The sequence below is a fragment of the Rhodopseudomonas sp. BR0G17 genome (assembly GCF_010907025.1).
In the GTDB taxonomy this organism is placed as follows: Bacteria; Pseudomonadota; Alphaproteobacteria; order Rhizobiales; family Xanthobacteraceae; genus Rhodopseudomonas; species Rhodopseudomonas palustris_H.
Window position 1 is genome coordinate 18,100 of record NZ_QUML01000019.1, and the last position, 14,034, is coordinate 32,133.

The following is a 14,034-nucleotide window of genomic DNA, read 5'->3' on the forward strand; positions in this document are numbered from 1 at the left end:
ACTTCGCATGATGAAGAGATGGATCGCCGCAGCCGCGCTGTCGCTGGTTGCCGGCTTCGCCCACGCCCAGCAGCAGACCGAGGTGGTGCTGCAATATCCCTATCCGGAGCTGTTCACCGAAACCCACAAGCGGATCGCCGAAGAATTCGCCAAGGTGCATCCGGAGATCAAGGTGACGTTCCGGGCGCCTTACGAGTCGTACGAAGAGGCCACCCAGAAGGTGCTGCGCGAGGCGGTGACCAATCAGCCGCCGGACGTCACCTTTCAGGGTCTGAACCGCATCCGCGTGCTGGTCGACAAGACCATTCCGGCGCCGCTCGACGGCTACATCGCGGCCGAGAAGGATTTCGACAAGCAGGGCTTCCATCAGGCGATGTACGACATCGGCACCGCCAGCGGCAAAGTCTATGCGCTGCCGTTCGCGATCTCGCTGCCGATCGTCTATGTCAATCTCGACCTTGTGAAGCAGGCCGGCGGCGACGTCGACAACCTGCCGACCTCCTGGGACGGCCTGTTGGACTTGGCCAAGAAGGTCAAGGCGCTCGGCCCCGACACCAACGGCATCACCTATGCTTGGGACATCACCGGCAACTGGCTGTGGCAGGCGCCGGTGTTCGCCCGCGGTGGCTCGATGCTGAATGCGGATGAGACCAAGGTCGCGTTCGATGGCCCCGAAGGCCAGTTCGCGATGCGCACAATCGCCCGCCTGGTCACCGATGGCGGCATGCCGAACCTCGACCAGCCGTCGATGCGCGCCACCTTCGCGGCGGGCAAGACCGGCATCCATATCACCTCGACCTCGGACCTGAAGAAGACCACCGATATGATCGGCGGGAAGTTCGCGCTGAAGACCATCGCGTTCCCGGACGTGGTCAAGCCGAACGGCCGTCTGCCGGCCGGCGGCAATGTCGTGCTGATCACCGCCAAGGATAAGGCCAAGCGCGATGCCGCCTGGGAAGTGGTGAAGTTCTGGACGGGCCCGAAGGGTGCGGCGATCATGGCCGAGACCACCGGCTACATGCCGCCCAACAAGGTCGCCAATGACGTCTATCTGAAGGACTTCTACGCCAACAACCCGAACAACTACACCGCCGTCAGCCAGCTTGCGCTGCTGACCAAGTGGTACGCGTTCCCCGGCGACAACGGCCTGAAGATCACCGACGTGATCAAGGACCATCTCAACTCGATCGTCTCCGGCGCCCGCGCCAAGGAGCCGGATGAGGTGCTGGCCGACATGACCCGCGACGTCCAGAACCTGCTGCCGAAGACCGTCGGCGCAGCCAAGTAACGGACGAATCTCTCGGCGACGGAGCGCTTACCGCGCTCCGTCGCGTCACGTTCTGGAGCGGGCCATGAAACTGATCCACCTCAGCGACATCCACCTGACCACGCCGGGCGGCACGATCGGTGGCCGCAATCCGCGGCTGAATTTTGATCGGGCGCTGACCCATATCCTGCGCGACCATCACGATGCCGAGCTGATGGTGATCACCGGCGATCTGTCGGATTGGGGCGACGGCGACGACTATGACTGGCTGAAGGCGCAGCTTGACGCGTTCCCGATTCCGGTGCGGCTGTGTATCGGCAATCACGATTCCCGCGAGAATTTCCTGAGCGTGTTTCCGGACTATGCCGACGAGTACGGCCTGGTGCAGGGCATGGTCGACACCCCGGCCGGCCGTTGCCTGATGCTCGACACCGCCGAAGCCGGCACCCATGCGGGTCGCTATTGCGACACGCGCAGGGCGTGGCTGACCCGGCAACTCGCCGAACATCCCGGGCCGTTCCTGCTGTTCATGCATCACAATCCGATGCCGACGCATCTCGGCCCGATGGACCAGATCGGGCTGCTGGACGATGGCGCGTTTCGCCAGATCGTCGGCCGGCATCGCGACCGCATCCGCCACATCTTCTTCGGCCATTGCCATCTGCCGCTGGCCGGCTCGGTGGCCGGCGTGCCGGTCAGCTCGCTGCGCGGCACCAACCATGCCAGCTATCCGCTGTTCTCGGAGCGCCGGATGCTGAGCGCTTCCGACCTGCCGGAGTCCTACGGCGTGGTGTTCTTCGGCGACGACTACGTCACCGTTCACATGGTCGAGTTCGGCTACACCGGCGAGATCCGGGTCGAGGGCTCGCCCGACTACAACGCCTGGAATAGGGAGACCATGCTGCGATGAAGTTCGTCGTTCTCACCGATACGCATTTCGTCGCCCGCGGCCGTCGTATCTACGGGCTCGATCCCGCCGAGCGGCTCACCGCCGCGGTGGCGCGGATCAACCGCGAGCATCCCGACATCGCGTTCGTGATCGTCACCGGCGATCTGGCGCATTGGGGCGAGGAGCCGGCCTACGACAATCTGGCTTCGGTGCTGGCGGGATTGCGCGCGCCGACGATCCTGATGATGGGCAATCACGACAAGCGTGACGCCTTCGCCAAATTCTTCCCCGGCGTGCCGCGCGATGCGAGCGGCTTCGTGCAGACCATGCAGGTGTTCGAGGCGGCGACGATCGTCACGCTGGACACGCTGAATGAAGCCGCGCCGAACCACGAGGGGCTGTTGTGCGAGGCGCGGCTGGCGTTCCTCGAACACGCGCTGGCGGAAGCGCCGGCCGACCGGCCGCTGCTACTGTTCCAGCATCACCCGCCGTTCGACACCGGCTTGCGCTACATGGATACGATCCGGCTCGCCAATCCGGATGCGGAGTGGGAGGTGATCGCCCGCACCCGCAAGCCGGACTATCTGTTCATGGGGCACCTGCACCGGCCGATTTCCGGCGTGTGGCGCGGCATCCCGTATCACATCCAGCGCGGGCTGGCGCATCAGGTCGCGTTCGATCTGGTGGCCGAGGGCCATATCCCCGGCTCGCACGAGCCGCCGGACTACGCCCATGTCAGCGTCGAGGCCGACCGCATTGTGATCCACCAGTGCTCGTTCATGTATGACGGGCCGCTGTTCTCGCTGCACGACAGCGTCGCGCTGCACCGCGTCTCGTTCTGACGCGCCTCAGCGGCCTCCGAGCCGCCGCTGCTGTGTTGCGCCGGCGGCTGCGGAGCCGACGCACAGCAGCGTGTCGCCGGGCTGCAGCACGACATCGTCCGCGGGCGTCTCGATCGTGCTGTCGCCTCGGATCAGCCGCAGCACGATCGCCCGCCGCCGTAGCGGGTGCGCGGCGTCCTGATGCTCCGGATCGACGGAAAGCTCCGCCACCGTCGGCGGCTGTTTCAGCGCGCCGTCGCTGCCGACGAGGTTCGGTGCGTGGTCGGCGTCGAGCACCGTGCTCCAGAACTGCGGCGTGTCGTTGCCGAGCGCGGCGCGCAGCCGCTCCGACAGGGTGAACGCCCAGAACGCATCCTGGTGACGTGCGGCTTCGAGGAAGTCCGCCAGCAGCGGCGTGCGCAGCGCGGCCAGACACTGATTGGCGATGATCTCGCTTGGCACCATGGTGATGTCGGCGCCGAGCTTGGCGAACAGCATCCGGCTGCTACGCTGGTTCTGCCGGGCGATCACGAAGATCTCGGGCTTCAGCCGCCGCGCCGCCAGCGCGATCGCCAGATTCTCGGCATCATCGTCGGTACCCGCGACGACACCTGACGCATGGCCGATGCCGGCCTCGTGCAGCGCCGCAACATCGGCGCCGCGGCCGTGGACGGCGTGATGACCGTCGACCCGTGAGCCGACCGGATCGATTACCGCCGCGGTGAAGCCGCCGCGCTGCACGGCGGCCACGACTTCGCGGCCGAACCGGCCGTAGCCGCAGACGATCCAATGTCCGGGCGCCGCCGGCATCCGCGCCGGCGCGCTCGGAAACAGATAGGCGCCGGGTGCGCTGGTCAGCCAGGCGATCAGCCGGTAGACGTCCGGGGCCCGCATCGCCAGTGTCAGGTGTTCGGCGAATTCGCGGAACGGATTGATCACCCGGTGCGTGCCGAGCGAACTCATCGACGCCGCGGTCGCTTGGGTATCGGCGCGGCCGATCACCGGCAGGCCCGGCCGCAGGATCGACGCCGCGATCGCGACCGCGAGGTTGACCTCGTCGTCGTTGCACAGCGTCAGCACGCCGTTGCATTCGGGCTTCATCAGGCCGGCGGCAGTCAGGATTTCGGGCGAACGGGCATCGGCGACTAGCGCCGGCGCTTTGCCGTTCAGCCCCTCGATCTCGAGTTGCTGTACCGAGCGTTCGTCCTTGTCGATCGCGATCAGCCGGCAGCCGAGCTGGCGCAGCGCGTGCACCACGGTCATGCCGGTGTCGCCGAGCCCGCACACCAGATAGAACGGCTGATCGAGTTTCTCGACCGCGCGGCGAAACCGGCGATCGACCAGCGCCTGCTGAAACGCCTTCTCCTGAACCAGGCTGAGCAGCGAACCGAGTAGCCATGCCCAGCCGATCACCGACAGATAGATGATGATGGTGACGAAGCCGCGCTGCTCGTCGGTGAACGGGTGCGGCAGCTCGCCGAAGCCGATCGTCGTCGCCGTGTAGGTGACGAAGTAGAACGCCTCGAACAGCGTCATCCGCCACGGGCGTCCATCGGCATCGATCCCGGGGATCAGCATCAGGCCGAGTGTCGACAGCGTAAACACCAGCGCCAGCAGGATCAGCGGCGGGCGCAGCCGCGATAGTCCGAGGCGGACGATGCTACGCATCGCCGTGCTCCGCAGCGGGAGCGAGCGTGAAATAGAACGTCGAGCCCTCGCCGGGGCGGGATTGCACCCAGATCCGCCCGCCGTGATGCGCCACGATCCGGCGCGTCATCGCGAGGCCTGCACCGGCGCCGTCGGCCCGTTTCTCCGGCTGATCGACGCGGTGAAACATCTGGAAGATCAATTGCTGGTCGGCATCGGCGATCCCGACGCCGTTGTCGCGCACATAGTAGCGCGGCGGCGGACCGTCGTGGACGCCGATTTCGATCCAGCGCTCCGGCTTGTCGTTGTAGCGGATGGCGTTGCCGATCAGATTGGTGAAGACTTCGCCGATCCATTCGCGGTGGCCCTGCGCCGCGCCGAGCCGCATCGGCCGACGCACGTCGATGCGGTCTTCGGCGATCCGGCGCGCGAACGGCGCCAGGGCGTCATCGAGCACGGCGTCGAGGTCGACCGTCTCGGAGGCTGCTTCGCTGCCGCCTCGGCTGCGGTCGAGTAGCGCATCGACCAGCGTGTCCATCCGCTGCGTCAGTTTCAGGATGGTGGCGACCTGCTGGCGCCCTTCCTCATCCAGCACCTCGCCTTGGCGCCGGCGCAGCGAGGTGGTGAGATGGTGGATGCCGCGCAGATGCTCCTTGAGTTCGGCGGAGGCGACATCGGTGTAGCGGCTGAGCTCAGAATGCGATGCATCCAGCGCCCGATTGATACGCTCGATCCGTCCCTTGCGAGCCGCGACGATCTCGGCGATCGCGGTGGCGAGCCGTGAGGCGGCGTCCTTGTCGTCGTCACGCCACGGCACCGCGCGGCCCTGCACGCTCTCCTTCCACAGCGCGAAGGAGTTGCGCGGCCGCAGCCGATGCATCCCGTCGGCATCGCTGATTTCGACCGGCTTGCGCGGATCGCCGGCCCATTGCACGTCCTCGATCTGCTCGGGCCGCAGCCAGGCGATCAGCATCGGCTGGTCGGGCAGCGGCCGCACCGCCAGCGCGCCGCTCGCCTGTTTGGCGACGGCTTGCGCGGCGGAATCGATGCCCGGCCGGCGATCAGTGGCGAACACCGGCGCGGCGTGATCGAGCAGCCAGTTTGTCAGTTCGAGCAGCGGCCCGGGGGCTGGTGTGTCACCGCGGGTTGCTAAGTCGCCGCCGGACAGCACCACAATGCCGCCGGCATCGATCATCGCATTCAGCAAATCGAGCGAGCCCGACGTGCGTAACGTTGCGCCGACGTCGGCCTCGTTGGTCAGAAGGCGGGTGAGTTCATCCGCGGCTGCCTTGCGAGCGCTGATCCGTTCAAACTGCTCGGCGTCTTCCTTGGCCGACATCAGTAGCGACAGCGTGTGGGCGAGAAATTCCGCCGCCATCCGCATCTGATGCGAGATGTGGCGGGGCGCCGCATGATGCATCGCCGAGATCAGGCCCCACAGCCGGCCTTCCTTCACCAGCGGCATCACCAGCGTCGACTGCACGCCCATGTTCTTCAGATAGCCGGTGTACATCACCGAGACGCTGCGCAGGCTCGCAAAGCTCATGTCGACCGGACCGGTGACCAACGGTGAGCTGGCAGCGAGCAGCGGCACCGGCGTGTAGCCGACATCCGGCAGATGCCGCACCCAGCTCAGTGCGAAGAGCCGCCGCGCCGGCGCCGGGATGTCGGTCGCCGGATAATGCAGCCCGAGATATGGTTCGAGATCCTCGCGTCTCGCTTCGGCGATCACTTGGCCGCTGCCGTCTTCGGCAAAGCGATAGGCCATCACCCGGTCGTAGCCGGTGAAGGCGCGGATCTGCTCGACGGCGAGATCGAAGAACGGCTGCACGCCTTCGGTGGCCTGCAACGCCGCGAGGTCGGCGCGGACTTCGGAGTAAAGGTTCGAAGCTGCACCGGCGGCTTCCGATTCGGCTTTCTCGAATTCGAGGATGATCAGCCCGCCGCAGCGATGGGCGAACAGATGCCAGCCCTGGTCCGAGCCGAGGAAGGACTCGCGGGCGATGTTGACCGGTCCGCTGTCGAGCGGCATCCGGTGCAGCGAGCCGATCAGCTCGCGCCAGCCCGGCCCGAGCACGGAAGCGATCGGGGCGCCGATCACCGTTTCCGGCGGCTTGCCGATGAACGCCGCGCAATTGGCGCTGGCATGCAGCACGCGATCGGACTGCTCGTCGACCGTGAGCATTGCGCCGTGCGGCTGGATCGCTTCCGGATATTGCACCAGTTCGCGGTCGCAGCTCGACAGATCGACATTCTTGGCGGTGACGATGCCGCCGCTGTCGGCCTCACCCATCACGTCCTCGCTCGGCCTCCCGCCATCCGCTCAAGTATCTGCCCGGCGGCACAGCTTGTGATGGTGCCGTGGCGGACGCCTTGACCCGGATCAGCGCGACGGCAGGTTTCGCGCAGCTTCCAGATGCGGCGTCAGCAGGTCAACCACCACCCGGCGCTTGTCGCGCATGATTTCCGGCTCGCCCATCTGGCCGACTTCGTGCAGCCAGCTGCCGCACCATTGAAACGGCCCGTCATAGGTGGCGAGACCTTCCCGGTATGGCACGAAGCGCGACGGCGATTGCTGCAGCTTGGCAAGGTCGAGCTTGCTGTACAGCGGCCCCCAATTGCCGCCGCCGGTATCGAGGCCGAGGAACCAGTCCTGGCCGAAGTCGAGCGGCAGGTCGCGCACCGCGGAGAACCGCATCATGGTGAAGCCGGCCCATAGAAACCAGCGCTCGCTCGGGGGCTCGGTGGTGCGGACGTAACCATAGACGTCCTGGGTGGCGAGCGGCGCGAACGGATCGTCCGGCGCGGTCGGAAACAGATCGTGGTCGAGCAGTCCGAACATCTCCGGCGCGCCCGGCCGGATGATGTTGTGCCAGATCCAGTTCAGCACGATGCCGTGCGAACGGCTGCTCTTCTGCCACGGATTATCGGGTGCGCGCAGATAGGGGACGCCGTGAGTCTTAGCGATCCGTTCGATCTCGGCGGCGCGGTCGTCATCGGGCGAATTGTCGACCACGATGTAGATGGCATCGGGCACGAACAGCCGGATCAGCGGTATCTGCAGGTCGATCGCCTGCGGGTCCTGATACGCCACTGTGAACAGCGCGCGCCGGCCGGTGATCATCTTCGCCACCGCGGCGGGATCTCCCACCTTGGCGGGTTGCTGCCGATAGCGCCGGTCGATCCGATTATACCGCGCGGTCTTCAGGCCCTGCGACAGCGGGCGCAGCCGCTTCCAGTCGGCGAGGGTGTAGTCGGAGAGCTTCTTCGGCACGGCTAAGTCTCTGTTCTGGCGGGGGGGGGGGCGCGCCCGCTGTCCTCAGCAGCTTCGCTCCGCCGAGGCAAGTCCGGATACGCGGCTTGCGCCGCTCAAGGGTTCGCCGCCAGCTTGAGCAGGTAGCCGCCGTAATTGCTCTTGGCGAGCGGCTGCGCCAGACGTTCGAGCTGGCGCGCATCGATCCATCCGAACCGGAAGGCGATCTCCTCGGGGCAGCAGATCTTGAAGCCCTGGCGCTTCTCGAGCACCCGCACGAACTCGCTGGCGTCGAGCAGGCTATCGGGCGTGCCGGTGTCGAGCCAGGCGAACCCTCGGCCCATCTTCTCGACCCGCAGCTTGCCGCGTTCCAAGTAGGCACGATTGACGTCGGTGATCTCGAGCTCGCCGCGTGCGGAGGGCTTCAGTTTCGCTGCGATCTCGACGACGTCCTGGTCGTAGAAATAAAGCCCGGTCACCGCCCAGTTCGAGCGGGGCTGTGCCGGCTTCTCCTCGATCGAACGCGCGACCTGATCGGTATCGAATTCGACGACGCCATAACGCTCCGGATCGCTGACCTGATAGGCGAACACCGTGGCGCCCTCCGGATGCTGCGCGGCATTCTGCAGCAGAGGGATCAGGTCGTGGCCGTAGAACAAATTGTCGCCGAGCACTAAGGCGGAGGGCTGGCCGGCCACGAAATCGGCGCCGATGACGAAGGCCTGCGCCAGCCCTTCGGGCTTCGGCTGCTCGGCATAGCTGAACGACATGCCCCACGAGGCGCCGTCGCCAAGCAGTTGCTGGAATCGCGGCAGATCGGCCGGCGTCGAGATCACCAGGATGTCGCGGATGCCGGCCATCATCAGCGTGGCCAGCGGATAATAGATCAGCGGCTTGTCGTAGATCGGCATCAGTTGCTTCGACACCGCAGCCGTCATCGGATGCAGTCTCGTTCCGCTGCCGCCGGCCAGAATGATACCTTTGGTGATCATGTCAGTTCGCGTCCTGCGCTAGCAGCCGCTCGATACACGGCTGCAGCGATTGCCGCCAGTGCGGCAGGCGAATGCCGTGAGCGGCGGCGAGCGCCGAGCCGTCGAGCCTGGAATTCGCCGGCCGCTTGGCGGGGGTCGGATACTCCGTGGTCGGAATCGGGATCACTTTCGCGGATGGTCCGCCGGCTGCTCGTGATGCGGCGAAAATCGCTTCGGCGAACTCGGCCCAGGTGGCGGTTCCGTCCGCAGTCATGTGGAAGATGCCGCGCAAATCGGAACGTGTTGGCTCCGCCAGCAGATTCCGGACGACGCCCAGCACCCCGTCGGCGATATCGAGCGCGTTGGTCGGGGAGCCGACCTGATCGCAGACCACCCGCACCTCATCGCGCTGCCGGGCCAGGGCCAGCATGGTGCGGACGAAATTCTTGCCGAACGGGCCATATACCCAGGAGGTCCGCAACACCGCGTAATCAGCAGCTGCTTCCGCCACGGCGCGCTCGCCGGCGAGCTTGCTGGCGCCATAGACGCTGAGCGGGTTGGTCGGATCGGTTTCGCGATACGGTCGCTCGCCGGTGCCGTCGAACACGTAATCAGTCGACAACTGCACGATCGGCACACCGAGTTTCGCGGCCGCGCGCGCGACGGCGCCTGCGCCCTCCGCATTGACCGCATAAGCGAGGTCGGGCTCGCTTTCGGCCTGATCCACGGCCGTATAGGCGGCAGCATTGACGATCGCGTCCGGCTTGAGTGCGATCAATGCAGTTTCGATCTCGCTCGGGCGCGTCAGGTCAAGCTCCGGCCGGGCCAGGAGGATGATCTCGGCATTTGTGCCCGCAGCGCGCTCGTGGAGCGCCTGCGCGACCTGACCATGACGGCCGGTGACGACGATCCGCATCGCGCTACTCGAAGTAGTTCGGCAGTGATGCGAACGGTGGCAATTTCAGATCCTTGTCCGACAGCACTGCCTGACCGGCAGAGACAGGCCAACTCACGGCGAGATCGGGATCATTCCAGGCGATGCCGAGATCATGCGGCGGCGAATAGTAGTTGGTCACCTTGTAGGCTACCACCGTGTCGGGCTCGAGCGTGCAGAAGCCGTGGGCGAAGCCGATCGGAATCAGCAACTGCTTGCCGTCCTCGGCCGACAATTCCTCGGAAACCCACCGGCCAAAGGTCGGCGATGAGCGGCGCAAATCGACTGCAACGTCGAGGATGCGGCCCTTCGCGACGCGCACCAGCTTGTCCTGCGCAAACGGCGCACTCTGGAAATGCAGCCCGCGAACGGTGCCGGCTGCCGCCGAAATCGATTGGTTGTCCTGGACGAATTCGAGCGCAATGCCGTGATCGACGAAGCGCTGCCTGTTGTAGGTTTCGGAAAACGTGCCCCGCGAATCCGCGAATGCTCTCGGCGTGATAATCTTCACCGCCTCGATCGCGGTGGACGTCACTGTTAGCATGACCCTGTTGTTGCTCCGTTCGCCGTTAGACCGCCACGCCGAGGCGCTCGCCGCGGTACACGCCTGAACGGACCCGCTCCCACCACGTCCGATTGTCGAGATACCACTGCACGGTCTGACGCAGGCCGTCGTCGAAAGTGTAGCGCGCACGCCATCCGAGCTCGCGCTCGACCTTGCTGGCATCGATCGCGTAGCGGGCGTCGTGACCGGGGCGGTCGGTGACGAAGCTGATCAGCTTTGCCCGTGATCCGATCGCCGCATCGGGTGCGAGTTCGTCGAGCAGGCGGCAGATCGCCTGCACGACTTCGAGGTTGGTGCGCTCGTTGCGTCCGCCGATATTGTAGCTTTCGCCGATCTCGCCGCGCTCGGCGGCGAGCAGCAGCGCATCGGCGTGATCCTCGACGTGCAGCCAGTCGCGAACGTTGGCGCCCGTGCCGTACACCGGGATCGCTTCGCCGTGCAACGCCTTGATGATCGCCAGCGGGATCAGCTTTTCGGGGAAGTGATAGGGGCCGTAATTGTTGGAGCAGTTGGTGATCACCACCGGCAGGCCGTAGGTGTGGTGCCAGGCCCGCACCAGATGGTCCGACCCCGCCTTCGAGGCGGAGTAGGGCGATTTCGGCTGATACGGCGTGTCTTCCCGGAACAGCCCTTCGGCACCAAGCGAGCCGAACACCTCGTCGGTGGAGATGTGGTGAAAGCGGAAGCCGGACTTGCGGGCCGGCGGCAGGGAACGCCAATGCGCTAGCGCCGCCTGCAGCAGCGAATAGGTGCCGACGATGTTGGTCTGGATGAAGTCGCCGGGGCCGTCGATCGAGCGGTCGACATGGCTCTCCGCGGCAAGATGCATCACCACATCGGGCGAAAACTCCTCGAACAGTAGCCGCATGGTGCCCTGTTCGACGATGTCGGCACGGACGAACCGGAAGCGCGGATCGTCCGACACCGGCGCCAGCGAATCGAGATTGCCCGCATAGGTCAGCTTGTCGACCACCAGCACCTCGTGCCGGGTGGTCCCGATCAGCCGCCGGACCACCGCAGAGCCGATGAAGCCGGCTCCGCCGGTGACGAGAAAACGCTTTGTCATCAATATCCTGGAGCGTCGTTGCGGGCGCAATCTAGCCTTGGGCCAGAACCTTGTCATTGGCCGGTTTGGGCCGCAGATCCGCCTGAGACGGCTTCCGATGCTTACCGCCCAGGGTCTGTTCGCATCTTCACTGCGAGCTGGTCACCGATGCCCGTTCCTACCGCGGAACTTCCGTCTGTTGCGGCACGGTATGTTCACGGAAAAGTTGCCGATTTCATGGTTCCGACCGCCCATCTGATGCAAATCCGTCGCATTCGTGATTGACAATTTCTGCGTTGCGATAGACTAAAGTTTGCAGTGCCACGCCCCCTCGCTGCGGGGCCGCCGCGGGAGCCGCGAATGCTCCCGTTCAGATGGCAGCGGTCCAGGCAGAGGAGCAGCGCCTTGAGTTTCCTGAAGAAAGCCTTCTACCAAATCCCCGTCATCGGCTGGCTGGTGAAGGATGCCGCGCACGGCAGCCCGGAGGCGCCGTACTTCTTCCTTTTCAATGCCGTCGTGGTCGGCGCCGCGTTGATCTACACCTTCGGCTATCCGTTGGTGATCACCGTCGCTGTGGCCGGTGCGTTCGCCGGGATCGCCGGCCTGGTGGTGCTGACCGCTGGCGATGCTTTCGACAAGCGCGCCAAGCAGCCCGCAACCGACGTCCGCCGCGCCAAGACGGCGACGGTTCGGCCGCTCAAGAAGGCTGCCTGATCGGCATCTTGTCTCACCGGCGGCTTTCGTCGGTGCAGCTTCCGAAATTCAAAAAACCCGGCAGGTCCAACCTGCCGGGTTTTTTCATGGTCGCATCTGTTCGGTTCAGGTCTGCCCTTGCGAGATTTACGCCGCCTCGTCGCGGTAGTGATACCAGCGATACAGCATGCGCTGGCCGATCCGGCGGAACGGCGAGAAGGTGTGGGTCGGCAGCGGCGAGGTGAAGATCGGCAGATCTTGGCCCTTGAAGCGCTGTCCGGCGATCATCTGCGCCATGCGGCGCCCGGCCTGGGCCGAATACGACACGCCGTTGCCGCCATAGCCGAGTGCGTAGACCAGCTTCTGCGCCGGATCGGGCTGGAAGATTCGCGGCATCATGTCGTGGCTGACGTCGACCCAGCCCCACCACGAGTAATCAATCTCGATGCCTTGCAGCGCCGGGAATTTGCGATGCAAGCCGTCGATCAGGAGCTGCAGGTGCTTGGGATGATCGGCGTCGGCGCCGGTAATCGAGGAACGGCTGCCGATCTGGATGCGGTTGTCCGGCAGCAGCCGGTAGTAATAACGCAGGGTGCGAGTATCGGTCAGCACTAGCTTGGTCTTGAAGCCGGTGGCTTCGAGTTCGGCCGGAGTCAGCGGCCGGGTGACGATCGAGTTCGACAGGATCGGCATGCAGCGGCCGCGCAGCAGCGGCGTCAGCCCGGGCGCCGTGTAGGCGCCGGTGGCGATGCCGACCGCGCGCGCTTTCACGGTGCCGCCCGGAGTGCGGAGATAGAACGCGCCGCCGCGGTGTTCGATCTCGATCACCGGACTGCCCGGATGTACGGTGGCGCCGAGGTCGCGGGCCATCTGCTGATAGCCGAAGGCGAGTTTGGCGGGATGCACACCGGTGCCGCGGGGCTCCAGCGTCGCGCCGACCGCCTCGGCCTCGTTGACGTAGTCGCGGCGCAGCTCCTCGGCGGAGATCACCTTAGTGGGCTCGCCGAACACCTCGCTCAGCACCTTGGCTTCAGCCGCGATTTTCTCGAAGTTGCGCGGGCGATGCGCAATGTAGAGATGGCCGCCGCGCTGCGGCTCGCTGTCGATCGGGCTCTGGCGGATCAGCTCTTCGAACGTCTCGAAGCCGTCGCTGATTTCGGCGTGCAGCTTCAGAGCGATATCGCGGCCCCAACGCTCGATCCATTGCGAGCGCGTCAACCGGCCGGCGGCGTTCTGGCCCTGGCCACCGTTGCGCGTGCTGCAGCCCCAGGCAACGCGATTGGCTTCGAGCACCGCGGCCTTGATGCCATGTTCACGTGCGAGGAACACGGCGGACGCCAGGCCGGTGAAGCCGGAGCCGACGATCGCCACATCGACATCGGTGTCACGGCTGATCGGGCCGTCGTCGTCGGGCAGCGGACCGCAGGTCGCGGTCCAGTAGGTCGGCGCGTAGTCGCGGTTGCGGCCGGGACCTTCACTCACCAGCGGATCGTAATGCGGATCGTAGGCGGCGAGCGGCGGGGTCTTCACGGGCTTGTTCATGCCGATGCCCCCGCTGCCGGCAGCACCGGGCGATCCTTGCGGAAGGCGCTCTTGCTGAAGATCTTGTCGCCGCGGAAGCCGAACAGATCGACGCCCTCGGCCTCGATCTTGCCGCCGTCCTTGGTGGTGGCGCGGAAGATCCACTCGGAGATGCCGCGATCGCCGAACACGGCGTGGCGGGTGCACTCCCAGCTCACATCCGGAAACGTCGTGAAGGTCGTCTCGAACGCAGCGCGGACATCGGCGGTGCCGACGATGCGGCGACCGCAGGCCTCGGGTCCGGCCGCGGCATCGAACACGATGTCGTCGGTCATCGCGGCCATCACCGCGGCGCCGTCGTGGCGGTTGAACGCGTCGAAGAGCTGATGCAGCGTCTGCAATCGCTGAGTATCGAGATCGGACATGTC

Annotated in this window: 13 protein-coding genes; 4 read left to right on the forward strand and 9 right to left on the reverse strand. The window is 65.7% G+C overall.

Annotation, left to right across the window (positions count from 1 at the left end):
• Positions 1-7 precede the first annotated feature (7 nt).
• The 3 genes from DY467_RS15535 to DY467_RS15545 all read left to right on the forward strand — a co-directional run bounded on the left by DY467_RS15535 (position 8) and on the right by DY467_RS15545 (position 2,998).
• Positions 8-1,288, forward strand: a complete 1,281-nt coding sequence (locus DY467_RS15535; RefSeq protein ID WP_164637285.1) for an ABC transporter substrate-binding protein — start codon at positions 8-10, stop codon at positions 1,286-1,288.
• A 64-nt stretch (positions 1,289-1,352) separates the two neighbouring features.
• A complete protein-coding gene (locus DY467_RS15540) occupies positions 1,353-2,177 on the forward strand; it encodes a metallophosphoesterase (RefSeq protein WP_164637287.1) in 825 nt (274 codons plus the stop codon).
• On the forward strand, positions 2,174-2,998 hold the full coding sequence (locus DY467_RS15545; RefSeq protein ID WP_164637289.1) for a phosphodiesterase: 825 nt from the start codon (positions 2,174-2,176) through the stop codon (positions 2,996-2,998). Before DY467_RS15540 ends, DY467_RS15545 begins: the two co-directional genes overlap by 4 nt.
• 6 nt (positions 2,999-3,004) lie before the next feature.
• Here DY467_RS15545 and DY467_RS15550 read toward each other — a convergent pair whose 3' ends face one another.
• The 7 genes from DY467_RS15550 to rfbB form a co-directional block, all read right to left on the reverse strand.
• On the reverse strand, positions 3,005-4,645 hold the full coding sequence (locus DY467_RS15550; RefSeq protein WP_164637291.1) for a potassium channel family protein: 1,641 nt from the start codon (positions 4,643-4,645) through the stop codon (positions 3,005-3,007).
• The gene (locus DY467_RS15555) at positions 4,638-6,917 is read right to left on the reverse strand and encodes an ATP-binding protein (RefSeq protein WP_164637292.1); all 2,280 of its coding nucleotides are present in this window, start codon (positions 6,915-6,917) and stop codon (positions 4,638-4,640) included. Before DY467_RS15555 ends, DY467_RS15550 begins: the two co-directional genes overlap by 8 nt.
• A 90-nt stretch (positions 6,918-7,007) precedes the next feature.
• Complete coding sequence (locus tag DY467_RS15560) at positions 7,008-7,898, reverse strand: hypothetical protein (RefSeq protein ID WP_164637295.1); 891 nt, start codon at positions 7,896-7,898, stop codon at positions 7,008-7,010.
• A gap of 95 nt (positions 7,899-7,993) precedes the next feature.
• The gene (gene rfbA / locus DY467_RS15565; protein ID WP_164637297.1) at positions 7,994-8,869 is read right to left on the reverse strand and encodes a glucose-1-phosphate thymidylyltransferase RfbA; all 876 of its coding nucleotides are present in this window, start codon (positions 8,867-8,869) and stop codon (positions 7,994-7,996) included.
• 1 nt (position 8,870) lies between these two features.
• Entirely contained in the window at positions 8,871-9,764 is an 894-nt protein-coding gene (gene rfbD / locus DY467_RS15570) for a dTDP-4-dehydrorhamnose reductase (protein WP_164637299.1), read from the reverse strand.
• A 4-nt stretch (positions 9,765-9,768) separates the two neighbouring features.
• On the reverse strand, positions 9,769-10,326 hold the full coding sequence (rfbC, locus tag DY467_RS15575; protein ID WP_164637301.1) for a dTDP-4-dehydrorhamnose 3,5-epimerase: 558 nt from the start codon (positions 10,324-10,326) through the stop codon (positions 9,769-9,771).
• A gap of 25 nt (positions 10,327-10,351) precedes the next feature.
• On the reverse strand, positions 10,352-11,413 hold the full coding sequence (gene rfbB, locus DY467_RS15580; RefSeq protein WP_164637303.1) for a dTDP-glucose 4,6-dehydratase: 1,062 nt from the start codon (positions 11,411-11,413) through the stop codon (positions 10,352-10,354).
• Between the two features lie 384 nt (positions 11,414-11,797).
• Between rfbB and DY467_RS15585 the strand changes: the two genes are divergently transcribed.
• Complete coding sequence (locus DY467_RS15585; RefSeq protein WP_179906238.1) at positions 11,798-12,106, forward strand: hypothetical protein; 309 nt, start codon at positions 11,798-11,800, stop codon at positions 12,104-12,106.
• A gap of 126 nt (positions 12,107-12,232) precedes the next feature.
• On the opposite strand, the gene DY467_RS15590 is transcribed toward DY467_RS15585, so the two are convergent.
• Positions 12,233-13,627, reverse strand: coding sequence for an NAD(P)/FAD-dependent oxidoreductase (locus DY467_RS15590; protein WP_164637305.1), 1,395 nt, complete (start codon positions 13,625-13,627; stop codon positions 12,233-12,235).
• Positions 13,624-14,031 carry a nuclear transport factor 2 family protein gene (locus tag DY467_RS15595; protein WP_107342369.1) on the reverse strand — a complete coding sequence of 136 codons (408 nt, stop codon included), beginning with the start codon at positions 14,029-14,031 and terminating at the stop codon, positions 13,624-13,626. Before DY467_RS15595 ends, DY467_RS15590 begins: the two co-directional genes overlap by 4 nt.
• Between the last annotated feature and the right edge of the window lie 3 nt (positions 14,032-14,034).